Source organism: Streptomyces sp. VTCC 41912 (assembly GCF_045799175.1).
Lineage (GTDB): Bacteria > Actinomycetota > Actinomycetes > Streptomycetales > Streptomycetaceae > Streptomyces > Streptomyces albulus_C.
In genome coordinates this window covers 238928-264338 of record NZ_JBJMAB010000010.1, presented here as the reverse complement: position 1 = coordinate 264338, position 25411 = coordinate 238928, and the positions used below count along the sequence as shown (strand labels likewise).

20 protein-coding genes and 1 pseudogene are annotated in these 25411 nt (G+C 70.1%); 7 read left to right on the top strand and 14 right to left on the bottom strand.

Annotated elements, in window-relative coordinates; translation table 11 throughout:
- Positions 1-31: 31 nt before the first annotated feature.
- Positions 32-541: a hypothetical protein gene (locus ACJ6WD_RS17855; protein ID WP_407616153.1), complete on the bottom strand. Its 510-nt coding sequence runs from the start codon at positions 539-541 to the stop codon at positions 32-34.
- 135 nt (positions 542-676) lie between these two features.
- Here ACJ6WD_RS17855 and ACJ6WD_RS17850 point away from each other — a divergent pair, with 135 nt between their 5' ends.
- From ACJ6WD_RS17850 to ACJ6WD_RS17840, 3 genes are all read left to right on the top strand, one after another.
- On the top strand, positions 677-1933 hold the full coding sequence (locus ACJ6WD_RS17850; protein ID WP_407616152.1) for a histidine kinase: 1257 nt from the start codon (positions 677-679) through the stop codon (positions 1931-1933).
- Positions 1921-2571: a response regulator transcription factor gene (locus ACJ6WD_RS17845; protein WP_233660100.1), complete on the top strand. Its 651-nt coding sequence runs from the start codon at positions 1921-1923 to the stop codon at positions 2569-2571. The genes ACJ6WD_RS17850 and ACJ6WD_RS17845 overlap by 13 nt, the downstream gene beginning before the upstream one ends.
- Before the next feature lie 489 nt (positions 2572-3060).
- On the top strand, positions 3061-3201 hold the full coding sequence (locus ACJ6WD_RS17840) for a transposase (RefSeq protein ID WP_233660099.1): 141 nt from the start codon (positions 3061-3063) through the stop codon (positions 3199-3201).
- A gap of 166 nt (positions 3202-3367) precedes the next feature.
- Here ACJ6WD_RS17840 and ACJ6WD_RS17835 read toward each other — a convergent pair whose 3' ends face one another.
- Positions 3368-4846 carry an MFS transporter gene (locus tag ACJ6WD_RS17835; protein ID WP_407616151.1) on the bottom strand — a complete coding sequence of 493 codons (1479 nt, stop codon included), beginning with the start codon at positions 4844-4846 and terminating at the stop codon, positions 3368-3370.
- A gap of 450 nt (positions 4847-5296) precedes the next feature.
- On the opposite strand from ACJ6WD_RS17835, the pseudogene ACJ6WD_RS17830 reads away from it, so the two are divergent.
- Positions 5297-5633 (top strand): annotated as a pseudogene (locus ACJ6WD_RS17830) (transposase); the annotation flags it as partial.
- Between the two features lie 724 nt (positions 5634-6357).
- Here ACJ6WD_RS17830 and ACJ6WD_RS17825 read toward each other — a convergent pair.
- On the bottom strand, positions 6358-6555 hold the full coding sequence (locus tag ACJ6WD_RS17825; RefSeq protein WP_407616150.1) for a helix-turn-helix transcriptional regulator: 198 nt from the start codon (positions 6553-6555) through the stop codon (positions 6358-6360).
- Between the two features lie 184 nt (positions 6556-6739).
- Here ACJ6WD_RS17825 and ACJ6WD_RS17820 point away from each other — a divergent pair, with 184 nt between their 5' ends.
- Positions 6740-7129, top strand: coding sequence for a hypothetical protein (locus ACJ6WD_RS17820; RefSeq protein WP_407616149.1), 390 nt, complete (start codon positions 6740-6742; stop codon positions 7127-7129).
- 79 nt (positions 7130-7208) lie between these two features.
- Here ACJ6WD_RS17820 and dacB read toward each other — a convergent pair whose 3' ends face one another.
- The 4 genes from dacB to ACJ6WD_RS17800 all read right to left on the bottom strand — a co-directional run bounded on the left by dacB (position 7209) and on the right by ACJ6WD_RS17800 (position 11817).
- The gene (gene dacB / locus ACJ6WD_RS17815; RefSeq protein ID WP_407616148.1) at positions 7209-8855 is read right to left on the bottom strand and encodes a D-alanyl-D-alanine carboxypeptidase/D-alanyl-D-alanine-endopeptidase; all 1647 of its coding nucleotides are present in this window, start codon (positions 8853-8855) and stop codon (positions 7209-7211) included.
- A gap of 64 nt (positions 8856-8919) precedes the next feature.
- Positions 8920-9687: a DUF4097 family beta strand repeat-containing protein gene (locus ACJ6WD_RS17810; RefSeq protein WP_233660093.1), complete on the bottom strand. Its 768-nt coding sequence runs from the start codon at positions 9685-9687 to the stop codon at positions 8920-8922.
- A gap of 52 nt (positions 9688-9739) precedes the next feature.
- Complete coding sequence (locus ACJ6WD_RS17805) at positions 9740-11080, bottom strand: FtsX-like permease family protein (RefSeq protein ID WP_407616147.1); 1341 nt, start codon at positions 11078-11080, stop codon at positions 9740-9742.
- On the bottom strand, positions 11077-11817 hold the full coding sequence (locus tag ACJ6WD_RS17800) for an ABC transporter ATP-binding protein (protein WP_407616146.1): 741 nt from the start codon (positions 11815-11817) through the stop codon (positions 11077-11079). The genes ACJ6WD_RS17805 and ACJ6WD_RS17800 overlap by 4 nt, the downstream gene beginning before the upstream one ends.
- Positions 11818-12123: 306 nt before the next feature.
- Between ACJ6WD_RS17800 and ACJ6WD_RS17795 the strand changes: the two genes are divergently transcribed.
- Both ACJ6WD_RS17795 and ACJ6WD_RS17790 read left to right on the top strand, forming a co-directional pair.
- Entirely contained in the window at positions 12124-13134 is a 1011-nt protein-coding gene (locus tag ACJ6WD_RS17795; protein WP_407616145.1) for a sensor histidine kinase, read from the top strand.
- Positions 13135-13167: 33 nt separating this feature from the next.
- Positions 13168-13836, top strand: a complete 669-nt coding sequence (locus ACJ6WD_RS17790; protein ID WP_374206853.1) for a response regulator — start codon at positions 13168-13170, stop codon at positions 13834-13836.
- Positions 13837-13855: 19 nt separating this feature from the next.
- Here ACJ6WD_RS17790 and ACJ6WD_RS17785 read toward each other — a convergent pair whose 3' ends face one another.
- The 7 genes from ACJ6WD_RS17785 to ACJ6WD_RS17755 form a co-directional block, all read right to left on the bottom strand.
- Positions 13856-14038 (bottom strand): hypothetical protein, encoded by a 183-nt coding sequence (locus ACJ6WD_RS17785; protein ID WP_407616144.1) that lies wholly within the window; start codon positions 14036-14038, stop codon positions 13856-13858.
- A gap of 287 nt (positions 14039-14325) precedes the next feature.
- Positions 14326-14520, bottom strand: a complete 195-nt coding sequence (locus ACJ6WD_RS17780; protein ID WP_233660089.1) for a hypothetical protein — start codon at positions 14518-14520, stop codon at positions 14326-14328.
- 43 nt (positions 14521-14563) lie between these two features.
- A complete protein-coding gene (locus tag ACJ6WD_RS17775) occupies positions 14564-14890 on the bottom strand; it encodes a hypothetical protein (protein WP_407616143.1) in 327 nt (108 codons plus the stop codon).
- A gap of 220 nt (positions 14891-15110) precedes the next feature.
- Positions 15111-16769, bottom strand: a complete 1659-nt coding sequence (locus ACJ6WD_RS17770) for a hypothetical protein (protein ID WP_407616142.1) — start codon at positions 16767-16769, stop codon at positions 15111-15113.
- On the bottom strand, positions 16766-20254 hold the full coding sequence (locus ACJ6WD_RS17765; protein WP_407616141.1) for a hypothetical protein: 3489 nt from the start codon (positions 20252-20254) through the stop codon (positions 16766-16768). The genes ACJ6WD_RS17770 and ACJ6WD_RS17765 overlap by 4 nt, the downstream gene beginning before the upstream one ends.
- A 26-nt stretch (positions 20255-20280) precedes the next feature.
- The gene (locus ACJ6WD_RS17760; RefSeq protein WP_233660085.1) at positions 20281-22455 is read right to left on the bottom strand and encodes a hypothetical protein; all 2175 of its coding nucleotides are present in this window, start codon (positions 22453-22455) and stop codon (positions 20281-20283) included.
- Between the two features lie 13 nt (positions 22456-22468).
- On the bottom strand, positions 22469-24442 hold the full coding sequence (locus ACJ6WD_RS17755; protein ID WP_407616140.1) for a DUF6603 domain-containing protein: 1974 nt from the start codon (positions 24440-24442) through the stop codon (positions 22469-22471).
- Positions 24443-25411 lie beyond the last annotated feature (969 nt).

The window sequence follows — 25411 nt, the reverse complement described above, 5'->3', positions numbered from 1 at the left end:
TGGTCCGTGGCAGGTGGCTGGGCGGTCGGCGTCACGCGTGCCGGCTCAGCGCCCGCAGCGCCAGCCGGCCGCACAGCGCGGCGAGCGGCAGCTCGGCGCCGAGCGCCATGGCGACCGCGGTGGCGAAGTCGCCGCCCGGGGCCGCGGTCGTGGTGTCGAACCAGGCGTCCATCACAAGCAGCGTCGCGGTCGCGGCGGCTGCCAGGGCGTGCCGCCGGTCGCCGCGGGCGGCGAGGAGGCCGGTGGCGATCAGGCCGAGCGCCTCCAGCGCGTCGAGCCCGACCCAGGCGACCGGCCAGTGCGCCACGGTCGCGGTGGCCGGCAGGCCGGTGGCCAGCACGTACAGCCACGGCAGCAGGGCGAACCCGCAGGCGACCAGCAGCCACCCGGCCCGCCGCATGCCCCGCGCCGGGCGCGGCTCCTGCGCCCCTTCGTGGAGCGGGATGACCTCGGCGCGGTCCAAGCCCTCGGCACCGGCCAATTCGTCATTGCACAGTTGACGCATCGTCTTCCCCCGCTCCTCGCCGGCTCTCCCCTTCACGTGCTCCACCCTCCGCCGCACACCAGGGCGCCGTCAGTCACGCAGGGTTCCGACCCGGGGTGGAGAAAAGTGCACCCCCGGGCCGGGCGGCAGTGTCATGGCACGGGGATGGCCTGCGGCTCTACCGTTTGGCGCATGCAACTCACGACGTGGCTTCAGCCGGTGCTGGGCCGGCCGTTCCGCAGGGCGGGACACCGGACCGCGCTTCTCGCCGCCGGTCTGCCGCTCCATCTCGCCGCGGTGCCACTGTGGCTCTGGCTGCTCGGCACGATGGCGGCGTTGGTGCCGGCCCTGACTCCGCTGCCCGTGCTGTTCACGCTCGTGGTGACACCCCTGCTGACCGTCGGGCAGCGGCGGCGCTACCGGGCGCTCGTCGGCAAGGAGCTCTCGCGCCCCGCCGCACCCGGGCCGGGACGCAACTGGAAGTCGGCGCTACGTCGGCTGACCACGCGGGCCTTGTGGCGGCAGGTCTGCTACCACGCCGTGGCGGGTCCGCTGTTCGCCGTCCTGGACCTCGCCGTCCTCGCCGTCTGGGCCGTCGCTCTCGTGGCCGCCTCCCTCTACGTGTGGATCTGGGCGCTGCCCCCGCAGTGGCGGGTCACCGACGTCGCGTACACCACGCAGGCCGCGTACATCACCGCCGGCGGTCTCGCCCTGCTGTTCCTCGGGCCCCGGCTGACCGGCGCTCTGGTGCGGCTGGAGACCCGGGCGGCCGAGGTCCTGCTCGGCCCCAGCCGCACGGAGAAGCTGGCCCGCCGGGTCGCCGACCTCGCCGAGAGCCGGGCCGGCGTGCTCGACGCCGCCGACGCCGAGCGGCGGCGGATCGAGCGCGACCTGCACGACGGCGTGCAGCAGCGCCTCGTCTCACTCGCCGTCAACCTGGGCCTGGCCAGGGCCACCCTCGGCGACCTGCCGGCGGACGCCCGCAAGGTGATCGACGAGGCGCACCGCGAGGCGAAGGAGGCGATCGCCGAGCTGAACAACCTGGTGCGCGGTCTGCATCCGGCCGTCCTTGAGGACCGCGGCCTCGACGCCGCGCTGTCCGGGGTCGCCGCCCGCCTCCCGATCCCGGTGCGCGTGGCAGTGGACCTGCCGCAGCGCCCCTCACCCACGGTCGAGGCCGTCGCGTACTTCGTGGTCTCCGAAGCCCTGACGAACGTGGTCAAACACGCCCAGGCGACCCGGGCGGACGTGACCGTGGACCGGATCGGGGAGACACTGCTGGTGGTCGTCGCGGACGACGGAGCGGGCGGCGCGGATCTCGCGGCGGCCGGCGGCACCGGGCTCGCCGGGCTCGCCAAGCGCGTCGCGTCCGTCGACGGCACGTTCTCCTGCCGCAGCCCCGCCGGGGGGCCGACCATCATCACCGTGGAGCTGCCGTGCGCGCCGTGATCGCCGAGGATTCCCTCTTGCTGCGCATCGGTGTGGTCAAGGTGCTGGAGGCGGCCGGCTTCGAGATGTGCGCACAAGTCGCCGACGCAGAAGGGCTGCTGGCGGCCGTCGAGGAGCACCGGCCCGACATCGCCGTGGTCGACGTGCGCATGCCGCCCGGCTTCACCGACGAGGGAGTGCGCGCCGCGCTGGTGATCCGCCGCCAGTACCCGCGTACCGCCGTGCTCCTGCTGTCGCAGTACGTGGAGGAGCGGTACGCCGCCGATCTGCTCGCCGCCAACACCTCGGGCGTCGGCTATCTGCTCAAGCAACGGGTCGCCGACGTCGAGGAGTTCGCCGAGGCGGTACGCCGGGTGGCGGCCGGCGGCACCGCGCTCGACCCGCAGGTCGTCGCGCAGCTGCTGGTGCGCCGGCACAGCGATCCGCTCGACCGGCTGACACCGCGCGAGCGGGAGGTGCTGGAGCTGCTGGCGGGCGGCCGGTCCAACTCCGGCGTCGCCGCCGAGCTGGTCGTGAGCGAGAGCGCGGTCGCCAAGCACATCAACAGCATCTTCACCAAGCTCGACCTGCCCAAGGCCGACGCCGACCACCGCCGCGTCCTGGCGGTGCTGCGCTTCCTGGGCGTTGCGACCGCATAGTGCGCGATCACGCCCGCACGCCCAGTTCCCTGTCAAGTCAATCTGTTCAGAGTGTCTCTTGGGCCCAGCGGGGCCAACTCCAATGCCTGCCGCATAGGGCGCACGGGCGGCCGTTGCTGGGTACGGCGGGGTGGCGTGTGCACTGCTGTGCTCCCGTGCGACTGGTTGATGTGGTGTGCCGTCGGTGCGCTGGCGGGAAGAACCCGCCCATCGGCGGTCCCGACGATCGCGTAGCAGGTCGCTACCGGGCACGGAAGCGCACCATCGCAGGGCCTCGCCCCGCTGGGCGTGCTCGTCGATGCCCAGCATCACAACCGTGGGCTGGGGAACGCCTGCTCCCTGAGCGCCGGCAAGGAGCACGGGCTTCGGTCTGCCTTCCGCAGTAGCACCGTGGTGCGCCCGAGCATCGGCCGGCCGCCGGAGGCCAGGGCGCGCACCACCAGGCGTCCGGGCACCTGCGGCTTGCAGCCGCGAGCCAGGTACACGCTGGTGCACGTCAACACCCTGCTCCTCCAGGACATCCTCGCCGAGGAGAAGTGGCAGAAGAGGCTCACCGACGCCGACCGGCGGGCCCTGTCCCCGCTGTTCTGGACGCACGTGAACCCTACGGCCGGTTCGAGCTGGACATGAACTCCCACCTCGACCTCCTCGCCGTCGTAGCGGCCTCGGTGCCCGGCCCCCGCAGCGGCGACCCGGGCACAGCCCCGGTGTGATGGGCTGCACCGGGGCCGGCCGCCGTCAGGGCCTCCCGGGCTGCCTCGGGCAGCCCGGGAGGGGCCGGTGTCCGGGGAGGGGCTCAGTCGGCCTGGTTGTCAATCCGCTTGGGCAGGCAGAACATCAGGGCCCACATCAGCGAGAGGAGGCCGGCGACCCACCACAGCACGGTGGTGAACGCGTCGCGGTTGGGTCCGGCGTCGGGCGAGCCGCCTGTGGTGGCGAAGAACACCAGGGCGGTCAGGGTGGTGCCCAGGGCGACACCCAGGTGGAAAGCGGTGTTGAAAAGGCCCGAGGCGGCCCCGGCGTTGTCGTGCGGGACCTTGGCGAGCGTCATGTCGGCGAGAGGGCCGCTGACCATCCCGAGGCCGAACCCGATCAGGACCACCGGGGCGGTCATCCCCAGCAGGGTCAGGTTCGCCTGGCCTGCGGCGATCTGAAGTCCGTAGCCGGCCATCGCGGCGATCGCGATGAGGGCTCCGGCCTGGGGAAGGCGGCGAGCGAAGCGCCCGGCGCTCTTCGCTGCGATGGCCGCTCCGGCCAGCTCTCCGATGGAGAGCAGGACGAAGGCCCGGGCCGCGTCGAGGGGACTCATGCCCAGTCCGCGCTGGAGGTAGAGGGTCCAGGTCATGAAGAACAGCCCGCACAGCAGGCCGTGCATCAGCTGTGCGGCCGCGCCGCCGGAGAACCGCCTGCCTTGGAAGAGGGACAGTGGCAGGAGGGGTGCGTTGTTCTGCTTGCGCCGCTGGTGGCGCAGGAACGCAATCAGCGTGAGGAGACCGGCGGCGAGCAGGGCGAAGATCCACAGCGGCCAGTGAAGGAGATGCCCCTCGCCGAGAGGGAAGATGATCATCATGATGGCCAGTGCGGACAGCGCCATGCCGGTGAGGTCGGGCCGGTCGGCCTTCTTCTCGGTCGACTCGGGGATGAACCCGCGCCCCAGGAGGATCACGGCGAGGCCGACGGGCACGTTGATCAAGAAGATCGGCCGCCAGGACAGCCCGAGCAGGTCGGCCTCGGTGACCAGGCCGCCCAGCACCGGGCCCAGGACGTTGGCGATGGAGAGGACCGCCCCGTACAGGCCGAAGGCTTTGCTACGGTTCCGGCCCTCGAAGGTGACGTGGAGGGTGGCCAGGACCTGCGGGATCATCAGCGCCACTCCCGCGCCCTGGAGTGCGCGGGAGCCGATCAGCACGCCGGGGCCGGTGGCCAGGCCGCACAGCAGCGAGGCCGTGGTGAACACGACGGTGCCGATGAGGAGCAGCCTGCGCCGGCCGTAGAGGTCGCCGAGACGCCCGCCGGTGATCAGCCCGATGGCGATGGGCAGCGAGTAGCCGGTGGTCAGCCACTGCAACGCGGCCGGTCCGGCACCGGTCGACTCCTGGATCGAGGGCAGCGCGGTCAGCACGACCGACTGGTCCAGGATGTCCATGAGCTCGGCGGTCAGCAGCACCAGGAGCGCGATCCGGGCCGCCAGGGCCATTCTCGGGTCGGAGGGTGCTGGGTGGTTCGAGGGCTGGGTGGTGTGCTCTGGCTCGTTGCCGAGCGCGGAAGAAGACACGACGGGAAAACTCCTGATCCAAAGGAATCGGGGAGCCCTGCCGACAGCCGCACCGGGGGCCGGAAAACACCAAAGCCCGGGGCAGAGGCAGAGCTGCACCCGGGACAGAAAACTGCGGGGAACGGTGACGCAACTCAGACCAGCGCGACGTCCGCCCCCGGACACGTGCGACACAACAGCACGCGGGGAACACGGACGACTACACGGACTGGGCTATAGGAAGTCACCTCAAGATCGGCACGGAAGGAACAGGAAGTCCGCTCGCTGCCGCCGGAAGCACCGGCACAGGAACGTGTTCACGGTACGGCAACCCCGGCCCCCCTCGCACACCAGATACCAGGTTCTCAGTGGACGGTTCGTGAGTCTTTGAGTCGTCCTGTGGTCGCCTGATGGTGTGAGGCGGGGCGGAATCCACGGATCCGCGGTATGGGGTCTGCTGGGGTTGGCGGGGTGAGTGAACGCAAGCCGTACCCCAGCGACTTATCGGACGAGCAGTGGTCGTTGATCGAGCCGGTGATCACCGCACGGAAGGCCCGGCACCGCTCGGTCAGCGGTCATCAGGGCGCTTACGACATGCGGGAGATCGTGAACGCGATCCTCTATCAGGGGCGGACCGGCTGCCAGTGGGCCTACCTCCCGCACGACCTGCCGCAGAAGGGTGCGACGTACTACTCCTTCGCCGCCTGGCAGGACGACCCTGGTGGTGCTGGACACCCGGAGTGTCCACGCGGCCGTCGGGGTCCCCGCCGCCGCGCCCGGCTATGATCCGGCCCAACAGGTGCCGGGCTTTCTGCAGTTGACGCCACGATCCGGACCACGCACGGGCCAACTCCCTCCCGACGGTCTCCTCGGCCGCCATCACAGCAGGTGAGCACCGCTATGGGCGCTGTACCACCAGGAGACCAAGAACCTCATCGTGAGCTACTCGCCGAAGAAGCTCGGGTTCTTCTAGGGGCCCGAGAAAAGGCGCCTGACCTGGTCTTTTGCCCGTCAGGCGCCTTTCGCTCGGCCGACACGGGCCAGCGCCCGGTTTACGCGTAACTCCCGGTTTCTCGCACTGCTATCCCACTCCTGACCAGCTGTTCCGGACCAGTCGCGGACCAAAACCCCGGCTCACCCCCCAGGCGCCGTGTCCTGGCTGACGCGGTCCCACTCCTTCATCGACTGCTCGATGAGGCGGTTGGCTGGCGTGGTGGCGGAAGAGGACTTCGATGCTCTGGCCCGCGCGGCGAGCGCATTCGGCCGGGTCCACACCGGAGTAGAGCCAGAACGAGATCCCGGCGTGGCGGAGGTCGTAGGGTCGCTTGGCCAGGCCGGAGGCGAGTTCGGTGCGGGTCAGGACGAAGGGTTCACCGTCACGCGCCGCTGTCAACAGCTTTGAGCGCCTGCTGTCGGCGAGCCCGAAGCTCATGAATGACTCTGATTTTCCCGCCCGTTGACCGTCCACCGCACCATATAAGGCTTGCACCGATCGAGGCGCTCGCGTATGCGCAAGAAGCGACCGTTGTAACTCATCGCCAAGTGTCGGAATCTCTCTCACAGTTTTCCCACCAGGCGTCCAGGTCTGCGCGACGGCACCTGAGTTCACCATCGGACAACTTGATCATGCGGGGCGCTTGCCCGCGGGCGCGCATTCTGCAGAACGCCGACGGACTCATACGGATCTCCGCCAGAACCTCAGCGATCTTCAGCGCCGGAGGACGAGCCATGCAATATCACCTACGTAGCGAGAAAGGCTTCATGCCGGAAACCCGGGAGCACATCGATACACAGCACAGATCACCCGCGCGTCGTGGACGGCATCGCCCAGGGACGTGGAGGTCGCTGGGGCATAGACGCGGTCGGCGAAGCCGTCACGGTGTGGTGCTCTCTCCCGCTGGACGGAGCGCCGGCATGACCGCCCCGCCCCGGCCCGTGGACGCGGCACATCGGCTGCGCGGCGTTCGCACGGCGCACAACGACCACATCGCCGAGCTCTTCCCGCGCCATCAACGTCTGGTCAGCTACGTCATTCGGTCGCCCGGCGCCGATGTCTCCGCCGTACTGTCGGAACTGCGCACGCTGGCAGAAGGGCACGGCCGGTACGTCGGATACGACATCACCGACGAGGCCGCGTGCAGCCTCCGCAGGCGGGACGGCTACGCCGAGGCCCTCGACCTGGTCCACCGCGGTCGGGCCCACGGCCTCGTCGTCCCGAACCAGGCGACCATCTCCGAAACGTCACGCGTACGCAAGAGAGGTCCATTGGTTCGGCGAGCGCAACGCACTGCTCTACGTCCTTGATCCCGAGGAGGCCAAATGAAACGTCCGACTGACGGGCCAACTGCGCTGGGCTGCGAACCGACCTCGACAACCGCACCCATCACGCCTTGGGCGACTGGTAGATGGTGGCGGCCATCGCTCCCAGTTGCTTGTTGGCCTTGAGCGCGAGGTCGATGGCCTCGCTCACGGAGTCACTGGGCACCGGAATGTTGTTCACGTAGATCGCGAAGGCGTAGCGGCGGCCGTCCTTCGCATCGATATAGCCTGCGAGCGCCTTCGTGCCGAGAGCCAGCTTGCCCTGGTAGGAACTGACCAGGGTGCCAGTCTTCGCACGGATGTGTCCTGCGGCGGGATCGGTGCGCTCGATGACGTCGGCAAGCGAACCGTCGACGCCCATGCTCGGCATGGAGTCGTAGAAGACGTCGAAGTCGTCCTGTCGTGCCAGGTGCCGCAGCAGCGCCACCTGGGCAGTCGGCGTCGCCTTGTCGCCGGGGAGGCCCTGGGCATCGACGAGGCTCACTGAATTCGGATCCACACCTGAGTGAGCGAGGAACTCCTTCTCGATCTTCATGCCGTCCGCATAGGTTCGTTGCCCGTTGTGTGCTGCCATCAGCGGCGGCAGAAGGTTCGCCCCGAGATTGTGGCTGACCTTGTTGATCAGCTTTGCGTACTCCTGGAAGGGCGGAGAAGTGTAGGTCGCCGATACGGGCAGCGAGCTCACTTCCGCCGACGGAGGAAGCTTGCTGTCGGGGTTCGCTCCCCGCGAGGGGGCGGATACGCTGACGCCGTTTCTGGCGAGTGCCTCGATGAGGACGGTGCGGGCGAACGCCGCCGGGTCGGGAACCTGGTAGGTCGTCACGAAGGGAGCCTTCACGTCCGCGGGCACGGAACCTCGGACCCGAATATGACCAGGACTCACGCTTTCGGTCGTCACCGTCGGCTTGCTTCCGGCGGGTGTGGTCGTCACCTGCGCGTCGACGCCGAAGGCGGCCGTCTTCGGGCGCCAGTCGACCTTGGCTGGCTCGCCGGGTGCGCCCGGCGTGATGAGCACGTCGATCAGGTTGTCGTTGACGAGGGTCGGAGTGACCGGCACTCCGCCGATCGACACCGGATCCCAGAGTCGGTTGTCGATCACCACGTCGCCGTCGACATGGCGGACTCCACTGGCCGCGACCTGTCGGGCCAGCTCGTTGACACCCGCCAGCGGATCCTCTTCGGTGATGGTCGCCATGCCGGGTACGGCGTTGGCGTCGTAGTGGTCGAAGTCGGGGACGTCCAGTCCGCCTGACGCGGTGGTCCGCCCACCCAGTGCCAGATCACCGCTCCCGACCAGGATGAGATCGCCGGAGAGCCGCCCGTCCGCGGAGACCGTACCCGAATGCACCACGGGCGTACGGAAGCGATGGTCGTCACCCAGGACATCGAGCGCAGCACTGACCGCGAAGGTCTTGGCCGTCGAACCGGTCATGAACTGAGAATCGGCGCCCTTGGATTGGACGACCTTCCCCGTCTGCACATCGGCGACCTGCAGGCCCCACTGGCCCGACGACCACGGCGCGGTACTCATGAGCTTCTGCAGGTCGGCGCTTACCCGTGCAGCACCCGGTGCCGGAGAGGCCGAGTTGTCCGTGGAGTTGTGGGAGCACGCCGTCATCGCCACGGCAGCCGTCATCGAAGCGGCGAGCGCCAGGGCTGTACGCCGCCGTACCCGAGGGGTCTTGATTCCGGAGAGGGAGTTGCTTGACATTCGTTCTTTCCTGCTCGACTTTCGCGCTCGATCGAACGCTTCCGGCCTGGTTGCTGCGCGGCGGCTAGGACTTCCCGCCCTTGCCGATGGCGATGCTGCCGTTGCGGGTCCGGACGGCCACGGAATGGCCGCTCGCGTCGTCCTTCACGACGTTCACGGTGACGTCGCCCTTCTTCGCGGCCGTGCGGACCGCGTACTTCGATTCCGGCAGGCCCAGCTCGACGTTGCCGTCCCTGCTCTGCACGTCGACCAGGTCGGGCACGGCGCCCAGGCCCAGGTCGACGTTGCCGTTCCGCGACGTGACGCTGACGGACCGGGCGGAGATCCCGTCGCCCTCGATGCTTCCGTCGCCGCCTTCCAGGGCCAGCTTGGCTCCGTGGAGGTCCGTCAACCGGACGTCGCCGCCGGCGGTCCTGGCCGAGAAGTCCGCGGTGAAGCCGGTGGCCTCGATGCGCCCCTTGCCGCTCTCGGCGGTGACGGCGACGGCGCGCGGCACCTTCACGGTGTACTTCGCGCTGCAGTCCACCGAGATCCCCGTGCAGTCCAGCGAGAGTGTGAGCGTGCCCCCTTCGAGCTGCCAGCCGGACCCCACCTCCCCGCCAACCTTCCTGCCGCTGACCCGTCGTTCCACCTGAACGCCCTCGATGTCGGCGGCCACCAGCGCGAGGTCGGCGGAACCGGAGTTGACGGTCAGGCTGCCACCGGCGAAGTCGAAGGACTTCGATTCCACGGTCGCGTCGGCCGATGCGCCGTCCGTGGTGCAGGCCGTGGCGGCGAGGCCGAGGAGCGCGGCTCCGCCGAAGGCGAGAAGCGTGCGCGTGGTCGGTTTCATCGAATTCTTCCTTCGTCAACGAACATGGTGGTGTGGATTCCCGCACCCCGGTTCACGAGCGCAGCGCCCGGACCGCGACCGTGCGCGACACCCGGGCCGCCTGCAGGACCAGCGCGAGGCAGGTGGTGACCAGCGTCCCGGCGGCGAGCGCCCCGAGCGTGGCCCAGGGGAGGCCCGCCAGGAGCCGGACGACGTCGATCCGGGCTCCCAGGGCGATGGTGAGACTCGACACGGCGACGAACAGCGTGCCGAAGACGATCGCCGTCCCCGCGTAGATCGCCCCCTCGTAGACCATCGACCGGGTGACCACGCCCGGCCGTGCACCGGCCACCGTCACGACGGCGGAGTCACGGGCGCGCTCCCGTCCGACGAGGGCGATCACGGCGAGGCCCCCGACCCAGGACACGACGAAGACCCAGCCCAGCACGACCAGGATGTTGTCCAGCCCGGCGCTGCCTTTGGGCATGGCCTTCCCCATCACCATGAAGAGGCCGACGAACGACAGGGAGAGCGCGAAGGGCAGCACCGTGGTGACGCTCCTCGTCGCGCGGGCCCGGCACGACTGCACGGCAAGGTGCCAGGCGACGCCGCGCGAGGGCACCAGCGCCGTCCAGAGCTTCATCAGCGGGGTGAGCACCCACGGCCCCATCAGCAGCAGCAGGCAGACGAGGAAGAGGTTCCCGGCGAACGCGAAGGCCGTCCGCTGGGCGAGCCCGCCCTTGAGTTCGAGCCCCAGGCCGGGGACCCACATCCCGACCACACCGGCGAGCAGGCACAGGGCGAGGCCACCGCGGGCTGCGCCCGGCCGCGCCGGGGGATCGGAGAAGTCCCGGAAGGCGCGCATCTCCGGCGTCCTGGCGGCCCGCCGGGTGACGCCCCAGCCCCCGAGCAGGCACGGAACCAGTCCGAACAGCAGGCTCACGCCGACGTACCAGAACCGGAATCCGACCGAGGCCCCGTGCAGTTCGAGACCCGCCCCCTTCCACTGCGCGAGGGCGACACCCGCGACCAGCAGGGCGAGCGGTGCGGCCAGCGCGCCGGCCACCGCGCCCAGCACCACCATCTCCGTCCGCAGGATGAACCTGACCCGGTGGCGCGGAATCCCGAGGATCACCCACAGGGCGTGCTCGCGCCGCTGGGTCGTCAGCGTCAGGCCGACCGCGGAGGCGACGATGCCCACGGCGGCGAGCACGGTGAAGAAGACGATGTTGCCGCCGAGGGCGATCGACGCGGAGCCCATCCGTGCGTCACCCGCCGCCCGCGCCGCCGAGACGGCGGTGAACATCGCGATGGCCGAGCCCGCCGAGCACGCCGCGCCGACCGTGGCGCACAGGAGCGTCCACCACCACATCGACGCCCGCAGGCGGATGTCCGACAGCACGAGCCGGATCACGACTCCTCCCCGCCCGCCTCGTCCGCCGACTGCGCCGCGAGGACGGCGTCGCCCACCGCGCGGGAGTCGCCGCCGGGGATGACGGCGTGTACCCGCCCGGACCCCATCACCACGACCTGATCGGCCCGCGCGGCCGCATGAGGGTCGTGGGTGACCATGAGCACCGTGCTCCCCTGCGCGGGAAGCGCCTGCAACCAGTCGAGCACCACCTGACCCGACTTGAGGTCGAGCGCACCCGTCGGCTCGTCGGCGAAGACGATCCGCGGCTGGTTCGCCACCACTCGGGCCACCGCGACGCGCTGGCGCTCGCCACCGGAGAGGCGGTCGGGGCGTCGCCGCGCGTGCTTGGCGATGCCGAGCCGCGCCATGGCGTCCTCGACCCGCGCCCTGGGCACCCGGCGGCCGGCGAGCCGCGCCGGCAGGGCGATGTTGTCCTCTACCGTCAGCGAGCTGACGAGGTTGTACTCCTGGAAGACGAAGCCGATGTTCTCGCTGCGGAACGCGGCCTGCTTGCGGGGGCTGAGTGAGCGGACGTCCGTCCCGAGGATCTCGACGGACCCCGCGGTCGCCCGCTCCAGCCCGGCCGTGCAGAGCAGGAGCGTCGACTTGCCCGAACCGGAGGGGCCGACGAGGGCGGTCAGCTGGCCTTCGGGAATCTCCAGGTCGATGTCGTGCAGGACGCGCGTCGTCTCGCCCCGGCGGCCGGGAATGGGGAATTCCGTCCGAAGGCCGCGCAAATGAATACACGGCACGGGAGCGGTAGTGGAAATCGGCATGAATCAAGGAAAGCAGGGCCGGGCAGTGGAGTGCACGGGTGCCTGCACTGCTATTGGAGGTAGACTTGGATCTACCGCCCGACCGATCCGAACTGTGCGAAAATTTTGATCATGGCGCAGATTCGTGTTGCCCGGAGGCTGCTGACCGAATTCGTCGCAGCGGCCGCCTTTCCGATTCTCCTGATTTCCGTTCTCGCTGTGCCGGTCTCGGTTCCGGTGGTGGCCGAACTGGACCGCTCCAGGGCGCAGTGGTGCGGAGTCCGGACGATGCCGCTGCGACCCGCCGACCGCAGCTGGCCGCAGTGGGTGGCCGGTCGGCTGCGGGCACGGTCGGTGTGGAGGACCGACCTCCCCGTGTTCGTCACCGCCGCGCTCCTGTCCGCGCTCTCGCTGTTGGTGGGCTTCTTCGGATTCTTCGGCGCTCTGGCGCTGGTTTTCTCCCCCGTCTTCTGGGGTTTCGGCATCGCCGCGAAAGTCGGCCCGTTCACCCCGGCCGCACTGTGGGAAACCCTCGTGGCGGTGCCCGCGGGAATCGCCCTCGGTGCGGTCGCCGTGGGCGCGCTGGTCGGCATCTCCCTGCTCCGCGACCTGCTCCTGCGGGCCTTCTCGGGGAGCCGGAACCCCGACCTGCTCGCGAAACTGGAGGAACTCCGCGCCAGCCGGGCCTCGCTGACGGCGGCCTTCGAGAACGAGCGCCGGCGCATCGAGCGTGACCTGCACGACGGCGCCCAGCAGGAACTCGTCGCCGTCGTCATGCGCCTGGGAATCCTGGAAGCCGCAGCGACGGCCACCGACCAGGAACGGATCGTCCAGCTGGCCCGCCAGGCCCAGGCCCAGGCGGAGCGCGCGCTCGAACGGCTGAGGGAGACGGTGCGCGACATCCACCCCAGCGAACTGAGCGATCTCGGTCTCATCGCCGCCGTCCGGGAACTGGTGGCCAGATCACCGTTGCAGGTCGAACTGACCAGCACCGGTACGGACGCCTGGCTCTCCTCGCCGATCGCCACGGCCGTGTACTTCACGGTCTCCGAGGCCCTGACGAACATCGCCAAGCACGCGGGCGTCGGGAGCGCCCGGATCGAGATGCGGTGCACCGAGAGCGGCGTCCGCGTCCGGGTGGGCGACGACGGCGCCGGCGGCGCGCGGATCAGCACCCGATCCGGGCTCTCCGGGCTGCGTGAGCGGATGCGGAGCGTCGGTGGGAACCTCGAAATCATCAGCCCGCCGGGCGGCGGAACGGAGGTCGTGGCATCCGCCCCCGCCCAACCCCCGTGGTGACGGAATTCGACAGGGAAAAGCGATGGGAAATCGATTGTGAGAATCATCCTGGCGGACGACAGTCTGCTGATTCGCGCCGGAATCCGGGAGATCCTGGTTTCCAGTGCCCACGACGTGATCCGCGAATGCGAGGACGCCGACGAACTGGTCGCCGCTGTCGACGACCTCGCCGCCGCCGGAGCCGCCCCCGACCTGGTGATCACGGACGTTCGCATGCCGCCCGGGAACACCGACGACGGACTCCGGGCCGCGATCGACATTCGGTCGCGGCACCAGGACCTGCCGGTACTGGTCCTCTCCGCCTACGTCACGGGCCCGTACGTGCGCGAACTCCTGAACGGCCCGGGCGCCGACGGCGCAGTCGGCTACCTGCTCAAGGAGAAGGTGGGCAGAGTGGCGGACTTCCTGCGGGCCGTCGAGACGGTCTCCGGCGGCGGAGTGGTGATCGACCCCGAGGTGGTTCGCCACGTCACCCGCGCCGACCCGCCGCGGGGCCCGCTCGCCCGGCTCACGGCCCGCGAACAGGAGGTGCTCGCTCTCATGGCCGAAGGCCGCTCCAACCCGGAGATCGCGGCAGAGCTGTTTCTCTCGGGCGCCGCCGTGGCCAAACACGTGGGGAACGTCTTCCTGAAACTCGGCATGCCCTCCGGCGAGGACAATCGCCGGGTGAAGGCCATCCTGACCTGGTTCGAATACAACTAGGACTTCAACGCCGTTGCGTTTACCGGCGGCGGCGTGACGCAAGTCCGTCTTCCATGACGTGGATCTCGACGGAAAGGGCGTAGGTCTGGGTGGTTCGCGGGTGTTTTCCTGTGTTCGGCCCGTACTTGCTCGTTGGGTTCTTGCGGCTGCGGGCCTTGACGCGCTGGCGCCGCGCGGTGGGCAGCAGGTCGTCCAGGACCATCCGGCCGATCGGTCCGAAGCTACGGCGAAGTGACGAGAAGTTCTCCGTAGTCAAGGTGACGCTTGATCAGGTGGTGCGGGGCCGGGCCCGATGCAGTTGCCGGGTGACCTCGCCACCGATCGGTTCCGCCGGGACCGCCACTCTCCGCGGCAGCCACCTCAGCGGAGACACGGCTCGGCGCTTCCCGCAGCGTGACCGGTGACAGAAGCAGGCCGCCAGCCGGATCCGGGCGACCCTTGACCTCCGACAAGTGATCTTGACCGGTTGCCAGGCGGCTTTGACCGTTCCTAGTCACGACCGCTGGTGGTCCGGTTCCCGCTCCGGCGCCGGCGCTTGTGGGAGCGGCGCACCAGCTCGCTCGCGGCGAGCGTCACGGTCGCCACGCGGCGGACCCAGCGGGGTCCGCCGTGCTCCGCCCAGAGCACGCATACACACCCGCCGACGGCGAGCATCACGACGCCGAGCAGCAGCAGATTGATCATGTTCTTCCCCCTTGCGTTCAGTTGTACGGCCCTGTTGATGGTCTCAGACAAGATCTCGTGTCAGAGGACAACCATGCGCAGCATCTGCCAGGTCGCCGACGGCGACGGCCAGCCGGCCCCGCGCGCCCGCTGAGAGCTTCTGCCACCGCAGCACCGCCGAACTCGAACCCTCGACCGCCGTCATGGACGCGTCGGCTTCAGCCTCCACGATCTGCGCGACCGGCACGCCGGCGGCGGTGTTCTTGTAGGCGGTCTCCCACGGCCGGCGGAGGTACGTCAGTTCGCCGTCGAGGATCAGGACGGGTCGCTGGATGGCCTCCCATTCGGGAACGGTGGCTCCGTCGAAGAACGCCTCCGGCGGCGGGCGCATGTGGGCGGACCAGGCACTGCACCCGGTCGAGCCGGACGGGCGGAACCGCCGCTCGTGTGGAGCGGGCGCGAAGGGCCAGCGCCACTACGACTGGGCGTGGATCGCCACCGGCCCAGGCCCATGGCGCAGGCCCCACGGGAGAGAGGCCGGGCTTGATGCCTGGAGGCAAGAGGCCCGGCCGGTGGCCCGGCGCTCAGTGTGATCAGCGAGGAGGTGCGGGTCAGCGCATGTAGTACATGTGCAGCGCGTCCTGGTAGACGATCAACGTGGGGGCGTCTTTGGTCAGGTTGGCAACGAGCGGCTTGGGGTCGAAGTCAACATGCCCCCCGCTTTCGGTGATTCGCTTGTACTCGTATGCGTCGTCGCCCCTTCGGACGAAGTACCACCTGCCGTCGTAGAAAGCCACTGCGGTGGGCCCGTTGCCCGCTGGCCAGTGACCGGTTGACCATTGCACCCCGCCCGAGCCGAAGCCGTAGGTCCAGCTGTCGCCATTGGCAAAGCAGACGTACTTGACGTTGAGGGGTTCCAGCAGAACACGCACCCCGGCGCTCGTTCCCGGGCCGCCCGTGGCCGTCTCGTTCGTGATCCTTTGGGGTGCACTCCAATCGGCGCCGTCGAACGTGGTGCCCTGCACGGTTTCGTCGGGGGCACGGTAGGAGCAGTGGAGTTTTCCGTTCAGTTCGCACATGGCCGGTGCGTGCGTGGTCGCCATGCCGGACATGGGGACGGGGGTGCTCCAGACGTTGCCGTCGTAGGAGATCCGATGGAGAGTACCGTCCATGGCGCGGTAGACGCAGTACAGCATCCCGTCGAGGGCGGCCAGCGCGGGGGTGTTGGGGCTGCGGATGTCCAGGGTCTGGTCGGGTAGCCAGTCGACGCCGTCGGTGGAAGCGGACCATTGGAGGTTGTCGCCGATCAGGGCGCGGTGGACGCAGTGGAGGCGGTTGTTGTAGATGGCCATGGCGGGCGGGTTGGCGCCGGAGTGGAGGTTGACGGCGACCGGGGTGCCCCAGCCTTCCTTCGTGGTGAAGCTGATCCGCATGAGGTTGGAGACCATGCGGGTGCTGAGGGTGCCGCGGACGAAGAGGTTGGTGACTTCGAGGTCGGGGACGTTGACGGTGACGAGGCTGGTGAGGGTGCGTTCGACGGTGGTGTTGCCGGACTGGGCGATGCCGCGCAGGTAGAAGGGGGTGGTCTGCTTGAGGTTGGGGACGGTGTAGGTGCGGACGTTGGTGACGTCGATCTCGGCGGTGCCGTAGAGGAGCTTGTAGGTGGCGTTGTCGGACGCTTCCCAGGTGAGGGTGGTGCTGCCGCTGTGTTCGAGGGCGATGGGGTCGGCCTTGAGGTTAGCGAGGGTGAAGTCCGGGGGGAACTTGCCGACCGTGAGGGTGTCGACGTCGTCTCGCCAGTTGGTGGTTCCTTCCCGCCGCCAGCTGACGATGACGGTGAGGGGAACGGATCCGACCTGGCGGTTGATGGGGATGTTGCGGAGCTGGATGGTCACGCCCTGACCGGGCTCGACGGTGGCTGTGCCGCCGGGGGCGTTGAAGACGATTTCCTGTTCGGCTTCGTTGTGGGCGGGTGGCCAGCTGGAGCCCTCGTGGTTGACGGTGGCTTCGATGTCACGAAGGTGCTCGGTCAGTGAGTGGGCGAGGTCGCCGACAGGGAAGCCGACGGTGATGCGTTGGATCTCGATGGTGTTGAAGTTCAGTGCGCTGCCGACGATGACGATGTCGCCGTGTTCGAGGGCGCCTTGAGCCGGCGATACCCGCAACGGGTCGGGCTGAGTGGTCAGTTCGTAGACGAGCCCGGACTGGTCGGCGGAGGCGGGTGCGGCGCCGTCGGGAGCGGCGACGGTCTGGGAGACGGTCAGGCTCATGCGTGTTCTCCGGGGGTGTGGTCGGTGCGGGCGGCGGGGGCGGTGACGGCGTCGCCGAGCAGGAGGTAGCCGGACCGTAGGTCAGGGTGGGTGAACGGGGTTGCGGTGGGTTCCGGGGAGGCCAGCGGCAGGGTGCGCCATCCGTCGGTGGTGGGTTCCGCCCAGGTCCAGGTGCCGGCCGCGGTGGCGGGGGTGGGGATGAGGGCGGTGCCGTGGGCTTCGTCGGCCAGCAGTGGCCCGGCGCGGAAGGCGACGGCCATACGGGCCAGGGCGCGGACGGTGAATTCCTGGGGGATGTGGACGGTGCCGGTGGGCAGGACGTCGGTGGTGGCGTGCACGGGCACCCGCGGGTCCACCAGGAGCGTGGTGTGTACAGGGTCTCCCGCGAAGGAGACGGTGAAGGGGGGTTCGCCGTCGGTGGGGATGGGGTGCAGGAAGCCGTCGTGTTCGCCGACGGGGTCGACGACGGTGTCGAGACGGTCGTAGTCGTCATTGGTGATCATGGCGATGAGGCCGTCGTCGGTGCGGTGGGGGTCGCCGAGGCGGACGAACCAGGGGTAGTCGCTCAGGGCGGGTGGGGGCGGGTCGGCGACCTGGCTCCAGGCGACGGTGGTGCGGGCCGGGCCGCAGAGTTCGAGGTCGAGGCGGGTGCGGACGAGGGCGAGTGGACGGCCGAGGAGGAATCCGAGGCTGGGGTCCTGGGGGCCGTCGGGGTCGATGGTGGTGAGCGCGTCGTCCAGGGTCGCGCGGACGGCGTGGAGCACGGCGGGGCCTCGGCGGCGGATCGCGTCGAGGAAGGCGTGTGCGTGGGGGGAGACGGGTTGGAGCTGGTCGAGTTCGGTGATGCGGGAGCCGGGTAGCGGGGCCCAGGCGCCGATGCGGTCGCCGCTGGGGTCCAGGACTTCCCGGAGTTCGCCCAGGGCGGTGCCGTGCGGGTCGAAGCAGACCAGGGTGCGGTCGAGGCGGTTGTTGAGCAGCCACGCGCACACGGGGTTGGCGCCCGGGGTGAGGGTGACGTCCTCGTCGTGGGTGGCGGCGAGGAAGTCGAAGCGCAGGCGGGCGGGCTGGAGGAAGCGGGGGCCGAGTTCGATCAGCCGGGCGGGGGCGAGGGGGTCGGTGGGGTGGTCGGGGATCAGGGAGTCGGGCAGGACGGGCTCGAAGTGCAGTTCGTCCTCGATGAGGTTGACGGCGCGGCCGAAGCGGTCCACGACGGACAGGCGGGTGAAGGCCAGTTGGCCGGCGCGCAGTTCGTGGAAGACGGAGTCCTGCCAGGGCTGGCCGGGGTACTTGGGTGGGATGCCCGGTACCGGTGGGAGGGCGTCGGTGGGGCCGGTGAGGTCTTCGACTTCCTGCGGGGGCCGGCGCCAGGGGCGTGCTTCGCGCTGGCGGAGCATGGCGCCGAATCCGTCCAGGGTCTGGGAGAGGAAGTCCTCCGTGCGGGCGTCCTCTTCCAGGGTGCGGATGAGGTCGTCGGGGAGGTCGGTGCGGCCGGAGGCGTATGTCTCGATCTGGCCGGCCAGTGCGTGTCCGGCGCTGGGGGTGAGGATCTGCCGGCCCATGAGTTCGACGGGCTCGGGGATCTCCCCTGTTCCGTCCCAGCGGTAGCGGGTTCCGTCGAACTGCCAGCGTGGTGCGCCGCCCTCGGTGAAGGCCAGGGGGGTGTAGTGGGCCTTCCACATCAGGTAGAGCGGCTGCCAGGGCTGGCGCCACAGGTCGGTGCCGTATGCAGGGAGGGCACCGGTGGTCTGCTCGGGGTCGAGGGGGCCGGTGGCGCGCGCTCGGGCGAGGATGAAGAACTCGCTCAGCGCGGCCGGGGCGATGTCGGGCAGGCCACTGGTTTCGATCTGCTCGACCTCGGCGCGCACGGAGTCGGCGGTGATGGTGCCGATGGCCGTCACCAGGCGGTCGCCGGGTCGGCACGGGAGGGACGAGCCGCGGGTCAGCGGGGCGTTGAGGTGGGCTCCTTGCAGGAGGACGACCGGATCGGTGGACTGGTCGTACATCGCCCGCGGTACGCGTTCGAGCATGCTGACCGAGCGCAGCCCGGCCTGGGCGGCGTAGTCGGCAGCGCTGCGCGCGAGGTCTTCGGGAGTCTCGCCCCACGGGAGTGCGGCACGCTGCTCGGCGAGGCGGTCCGTGAGGGCCTTGACGCGGCCGGCGGCGCCTTCGGGGACGGCCGGGTCGAGTTCGTCGTCGACCACGTCGTCGAAGGAGGGGTGGCGGCGTGGGGATCGCGACAGGGCCCAGATGTCGTAGAGGCGCCCTTGCGCGGCGGTGAGCTCGCGCGCGGTGGCGTCGTGGGCGGCTTGGCGGCGGTTCAGTTCGGCGACGACCTCCTGCTCGTCGCTGCGGCGCGCGGCGAGGGCCGTGGCCGGCATGCGGGAGCGGGTCTCGGCGTCGTCACCGTCCACCACGCGCCAGGTGTAGCCGCCGGACGCGGTGCCGAAGCCCGTGTCGTGCGCGGCGCGGTCGGTCAGCGCGTCGCCGGCGCCGTCCGGGCGGTCCAGCTCATCCAGGGTGCCCAGCGCGAACGCTCGGAAGAGCCGTGCTTCGTCCGCGGCGAGCGTGCCCTGGCCGCCTTCGGGGTCCGAGAGCGTCGCGAGGGCTTCGGCGGAGCTGTTGGCCACGCACACCGTGATGCCGCTGGGGCCGGGGCAGTCGGATTCGGGGACGCCACCGCCGGGTTCCCACTCAACGCCCAGTGCGCTGCCGGTGTAGAGGGTGCGGGCGACGGCGTTGGTTGCGGTCGGGGCGAGCCATTCCAGGCGGTCCAGCACCTCGGTCAGTGGTTCACCGTCGGGGCGGGTGATGATGTCCGCTTCGGGCTGCGCGTACCAGCCGCTGACGTGGTACGAGAGGACCGCGTCGGCGGGCACGTCGTCCAACGGGTCGTGCAGCGAGAAGACGTTGTGGTTGTAGGGCTGGAAGGCGGCGAACGTCAGCAGTCCGGAGCCCAGCGCGGTCAGGAACGGCGTCCGGCCGTCGGCCGGTTCGCGCCAGGGCTGCTGTGCGGTCAGGTCGTGGGCGCGGCCGAGGAAGCTGGACTTGAGTTCCTCGCCGTCGCCTGCCGGGTCGAGGCAGGAGACCGTGCCGGGCACGATGCTCGGGCCGTCCGCGCGGGTGCCCACGTAGTCGCTCTGCACGATCCAGGCCCGGCTCTCACGGGTGTCGGTGCGGTGGCGGACCACCAGCCACCGGTTGGGGACGAGGGGGAAGTCCCCGATGCCCTCGGTCTCGTCGTGACGGCCCCGGGTGAGGGCCTGGGGCAGTTGCCACTGCAGGTACACGCCGCAGCGGCCGGGGTCGTTGCTCCAGTCCTCGAAGGTGAACGGCACCGGCTCGGGTGGCAGGTCGTCGTAGGCCAGCGCCTCGAAGTCGGCTTGCCAGCGCTGCCAGATGAAGCTGCCGTCGGTGATCCGCATCTGGTCGTTGACGGCCAGGGCCGCCATTTCCACGGGAACCACCAAGGTGGTGAGCGGGTTCATGATCCTGCCTCGTTGCTCTGCGGTCGTCACGGGCGCGTGAACTCCTGGAACTGGGGGGCCTTGATCATCTGCAGGGCGAACTGCGCCGAACTCAGCTCCACGTCACCGTGGGCCCCTCCCAAGGCGGTCAGCAGCGCGTCCCCCGGCCCTGTCACGTTCAGCACGTCGTGCCCACCCGGGCGCAGGAAGCGCGCGAACCGGTCGTCGGTCGGTTCCTCGGGGAACTCGCCCAGTGGTGCTCCCACTTCCGGCCCGGAGATCTGCCGTAGTTCGACGGTGCCGATGTCGCTGAATCCGAAGTGCAGGCCCTGGGGCGGTTCGGCCAGGGTGAAGGTGTCGATCACCTCGGGGTAGAGAAGCAGCAGCACGTCGTGCCCGTAGACCGTGCGGCGGACCGGCTCGATGATCTGCTCGCCGGAGAACGCGGTCATGATGGTCCTGGGCCAGTGCGGGACCAGGTCCGAGCGAAGCAGCAGCGCGCACGGCGGCGGCGCGGCGACGTCGGCGGCCAGTGCGTTGAGATCCGCGTCGAGCGCGTGGCCGACTCCGACGCTCAGCGCGCCGTCCACCGCGGCTCGCACCCAGGCCGGGTCGGTGTAGGCGAAGCGCAACGACTCGGCCGGCAGCATCGCGGGGTCCGGCACGAGGTGGGTGAAAGGGATCATCTCCAGGAGAGGCAGACGTGCCAACCACGCGGCGATCGGCTCCAACTCGTCGCCGACCGCATCGCTCAGGACGGCCAAGGTTCCGGCGTCGTGCAGAGTCGCGCGCAGCGCAGTAGCACTCACCGTCGGCGCTACTTGGGCGCGGGCCCTTGGGCCGCGCCGTGTCCTCTCGACACCTGTGGCCTGGAGCGTGGCGCGGAACCGGCTGCCGCCTGCATCGGTGAGCAGCCGGTCGAAACCGTCGCGCGCCTGGCGCCCTCGCAGGTCCTGCGGTGTTGCGGCCCGGCCTGTCACGGAGGTGTACGTGGCGAGGCGCCGGGCCGCGGATCGGGCGGCCTTGCGGAATTCCAGCAATGAGGTGCGGAACTCGGCATCCGCCAGGCAGAGTTGGCGTCCCAGGCTGAACGCTGCGGCGTAGCCGGCGTCGAACACGCCGTGCTGCTCCAGGTAGATCAGGCCCTCGCCCGCCGATTCCAGGCGGCTGCGCCCGTCGGCCGGGGCGGGCAGTTGTTGGGCCCGTTCGGCGGTGAGCGGGCCGCGGTAGAAGCCGAAGGACCGTTCGCCCGAGTCGAGGAGGTGCGGCACGGCCGCAGCGCCCGCGTTGAGCCGGGCCAGCATCTCGCGCTGTGCCGCATCCGGCTGCCCGGGGGGCGTGACGCGGCGGCGCAGGAGCAGGTCGGGGCGGGAGTCCGGGCCGGTGGCGAGGTTGTGGGCCAGGTCCCCGAAGCCGATACCGGTGTCGTAGACGGACTCGAACGTCCACGACCACAGCGACACCATGCGCAGTCCCTCGGCGGGCGGGGCGGTGGCGCCGTCGAGATAGCGCTCGAAGCCGTCGAGGGCCACCAAGTGGACGACGTGCATGCCGCCGTCCACGGCGGGGAACCGGTTCGCGACGACCACCGCGTTGAGGTCGTCCGGGTGCGGCTCGGGCTCCTCCTCGCCACGCGTGTGGGTGGCGTCCGGCGGGCCACCTTCACGGACGTGGGCGAGGGCCGCCATCTCCGCAGACTCCGGGGCCAGGGCGGTGAACAACGGCCCGGGGACCCGGATGGTGGTGCAGGCGCTCTCCCACTCGTCGTCGAAGATGAACTCCGGCGCGATGTGTGGTGGTTGGCCGGGCAGCGCCCGGTCCAGGAGGTGGCGGACGGTGTGGACGTCCACGGTGCCCAGCGCCTGCGGATCGTCCGGCAGTTCGCCTTCGCGGAAGACCAGCAGGGCCATCCACGGGACGCTCTTGTCCAGGCCCGGCAGGCGGCGCAGCCAGGGCAGGGCTGCGGTGTCCAAGGTGATGTGGGGAAGGATCTGGCTGTACGTGCCGCTGGCTCCCGGCAGGGGGTAGCAGGCGTGCACGTCGGTGTCGACGATGGTGAACCGCAACTCGCGTACGTCGAAGCGCTGTTGGTGGGTGGGCAGGCTGGCGCCGGTGGCGTCCAGGGTCTGCTCGACGGCGATGCGGTGCTTGCCCGCATAGACGGACGGGATGCGGTGGTCGAACAGCCGCATGCGGTGCTCGACGCTGTGGATACGGGTCATGAGGTGGGGCCTTTCAGCCGGCCGGGACGAGCAGGGGCGCCGCGGTGAAGGAGATCTGCGAGGCGCGGACGTAACCGGGCAGGGCCTCGTCGAGGGTGCCGAGGTCGACGCCGGCAGTGGTCAGGGCGTCGGCCAGCGCGCTGCGGGCCGCTCGCTGGGAGGGGGCGTCGACGGTGTCGGCGATGCGCCCGATGGCCTCTCCTCCGGGTAGCCGGCGCGGGATCGGGCCGGTGGGCTCGGCGTCCGCGTCCAGCGGGACCGTTCCCGGCTCCATCGGGTCGAAGGCAAGATGCTCGGCGGAGATGTATCCGGTGCTCGCGCCGTTCTCCGCGGCCGGGGAGACCAGGCGGACTCCGGTGAGCTGCTCGTGGACCAACTGCCCACCAGGTGAGGGGAGCTGGCCGGGTGAGCCGGTGCCCCACAGCGACTGCGGAACCGCCGTGCGCTGGTATTCCGCGTCCCACGCGGACAGCAGGACCGGCGCGCCCTCAAGAGCCAGCGTCACCCGCTGCGTGCTGGTGCGCCCGGTCTCGCGCATCGGCCGCACCCCGAACCGGTCACCCCGCTCCGTCGGCGCGTTCGCGCTGTCGAGGTACAACTCGGTGATCGGCACCGCGGAGTCGACGGTGAAGGTGAAGCCGGCGGAGGTCACCAGCCACGCCTCGTCGCTGCCGTCGCCCACCGCGCCGTCGCTGATGAGCCCGGGGCCGGGGTGGATGCGCACGAGGTTGTCCGGCGGCGGGAGCATCTCCTTGAAGCCTTCCCAGTCCAGTCGGTCGTCCGCGCTGTCGCGGCGGGCACCGAACCGGATGGTGAACTCGATGAACCACAGGTGGACCGTCGCCTCGCCACCGGTCGGCGGGCCGAACACCCGCAGACTGACCCCGACCTCGATGGTGATCGACAAGGTGACGAAGAGGATCTTCACGCGGGCCTGGACCCCGACCCGGACCCTGATGCCCACATCGAACGCGAACGGCTTCCACTGGATCAGCGCATCCACACCCGCTGTGAGCCATGCCCGCAGCATTCCCGAATGGAACTGCACGTCCAGGCCACCGCCGAGCATCACGGCGGACGGCGTGACGGCGAAGTACGCGTTGCCGGAGACGGTGACGTTGCCGGCCAGGTCCCAGTCGAATCCGAGGCGGGTGGGCACCGGATAGTGCGCCGGGACCTTGTAGTTGGGGTGGTAGCCACCGAGGCTGAGCACGAAGTCCCCGGCCTGTTCGCTCGGCCCGTACCAGATGCTCAGGGTCGCGCCGCCACGCAGACGGCAGTTGGGATCGATCACGAAAGAGGCCGGCGTCAACGCGGCCGACAGCCGCATCTCCCCCGCCTTCGGCTTCAGCACGGCCTCGATGGCGATCTCGGCCTTGGCGAACTTCTTCGAGGCCCCTCGGGGAAGCTCCGCACTGCCGATGCCCAGCAGGGCGATGGCCAGGTCCGGACCGGTCTGCACCGCCGCCAGCGCCCGGCCGAAAACGGTGTCGAAGCAGCTGAACGCAAGACCTGCGGCCACCCATGCCTCATCCTGCGCCGGCCGCACCCACGGGTCTTCACCCGCAGTGAGTGTGCGCAAGACCTCCACCGGGTCACCGCCGGCCCCGCCGATCGCCCCCGGATCGTCCAACGCGACAAGGAAGGGGAAGTCGGCCACCGCCTCCACGTCCTCGGGCAGCCTCAACCTGCTGTTCCAGCCCAGCCCCAAAGCGACACCCCGCACCTGGAAGGGCGGCGGCCCGATCCCCTTGTCCGACCCCAGCGCACCGAACGCGAACACCGACGGCTGCGTCCCGGCCTCCCCCGGCACGACATACGCGCCCACCGCACTACCGGTGATCGTGCCGGTGTCCACCAGGAGCACACCCCCCAGCACACTGCGGTACGGAGGCGACGCCGGCTGCTGCGTGAACGTCCCGGTCACCGACAGCGGCGACGCCCGGTAGGAGACCGTGACCCCTTCACCGCCATCCGGCACCCCCACGCCCCACCCCCGCGTACGCCGTCCCTCGGATACAGGCGCAACCATCGTGAACCCTTTTGCCCCGGCCACGGCCACCGCCGTACGCCGCCGGACGGGCAGGGGCCGCGGGCTGGCCGGCTTGTGCGGCAGTGCACGGCCCAACCCGTCCCGGCGACCGGAGCCCTGCACAGCGGGCGAAGAGCCGTCGCGCACGGGGACGAGCGCCCCGCCCGGCCACACCAACCACGTGCCAGCGGGGAGACGTTGCGGGAGGTTCGACAGCGGTCCGGCTGCCCGACGGATGCCGACGAGTTGGTGCCCCTCCAGATCGGTGCGGGAGACCAGAACGTGGCAGTCGGGCCCGTCTCCGTCACGGAACACCACACCACACACAGCTGCCTCATTGGTGCACACGGCTGCCAGCTGGGCATCTGGACCGGATCCGTCCAAAAACAGCCGCCCGCCGTCCGCGTGGACACGCACGGTGTTGACAGCGGCCGCTCCTGGCAGTGGCGCACATTTCATGCCCGCCAGCCCCGCCGCCCACTCAGCCGGCAGAGGCGCAGCGCGGTCGCCCAGGACCAAGGCCATCGAGGCCACCAGACCGTCCCGCTCGGTGAAGTCCACGCAGACCGGACGCTGCTCGCCCAGCCCTGCGAAGTCAGTCATCCCACCAGCTCCGAGCCGCCCGGGAGCCACCCCGCCAACCTGCCGCAGGGTCAACGCCCCGGAAGGACATCTGGCTCCCGACGCGCCGGACCAAAAGCCCATTTCCGACCAGGCGAGAGCCAGCTCGCCCGTCTCACCAGCGCGCTCCAATCGGGCGCGGAGCCGCGCCACCTCCAGCGCCATGCGTCTCCCTCTCCCTGCGTCCCACCACGAGCGACTTCAACACACATACCTCTGCGTAATTATTCCGTCACTGAAAGCAGTGGGGTGTGGAGCGGAGATCATCAATCAGCCAAATGCGGCGCTCCCCTCGCCGAACGT

What these genes read in the sequence shown, in the direction of transcription:
- ACJ6WD_RS17795 (WP_407616145.1), top strand. Translation starts at nt 12,124, where the DNA reads ATGCCGCTGCGACCCGCCGACCGCAGCTGGCCGCAGTGGGTGGCCGGT.
- ACJ6WD_RS17810 (WP_233660093.1), bottom strand. Translation starts at nt 9,687, where the DNA reads ATGAAACCGACCACGCGCACGCTTCTCGCCTTCGGCGGAGCCGCGCTC.
- ACJ6WD_RS17825 (WP_407616150.1), bottom strand. Translation starts at nt 6,555, where the DNA reads ATGGCTCGTCCTCCGGCGCTGAAGATCGCTGAGGTTCTGGCGGAGATC.
- ACJ6WD_RS17760 (WP_233660085.1), bottom strand. Translation starts at nt 22,455, where the DNA reads ATGACCCGTATCCACAGCGTCGAGCACCGCATGCGGCTGTTCGACCAC.
- ACJ6WD_RS17780 (WP_233660089.1), bottom strand. Translation starts at nt 14,520, where the DNA reads ATGATCAATCTGCTGCTGCTCGGCGTCGTGATGCTCGCCGTCGGCGGG.
- ACJ6WD_RS17765 (WP_407616141.1), bottom strand. Translation starts at nt 20,254, where the DNA reads ATGAACCCGCTCACCACCTTGGTGGTTCCCGTGGAAATGGCGGCCCTG.
- ACJ6WD_RS17770 (WP_407616142.1), bottom strand. Translation starts at nt 16,769, where the DNA reads ATGAGCCTGACCGTCTCCCAGACCGTCGCCGCTCCCGACGGCGCCGCA.
- ACJ6WD_RS17785 (WP_407616144.1), bottom strand. Translation starts at nt 14,038, where the DNA reads ATGGTCCTGGACGACCTGCTGCCCACCGCGCGGCGCCAGCGCGTCAAG.
- ACJ6WD_RS17850 (WP_407616152.1), top strand. Translation starts at nt 677, where the DNA reads ATGCAACTCACGACGTGGCTTCAGCCGGTGCTGGGCCGGCCGTTCCGC.
- ACJ6WD_RS17820 (WP_407616149.1), top strand. Translation starts at nt 6,740, where the DNA reads ATGACCGCCCCGCCCCGGCCCGTGGACGCGGCACATCGGCTGCGCGGC.
- dacB (WP_407616148.1), bottom strand. Translation starts at nt 8,855, where the DNA reads ATGTCAAGCAACTCCCTCTCCGGAATCAAGACCCCTCGGGTACGGCGG.
- ACJ6WD_RS17775 (WP_407616143.1), bottom strand. Translation starts at nt 14,890, where the DNA reads ATGCGCCCGCCGCCGGAGGCGTTCTTCGACGGAGCCACCGTTCCCGAA.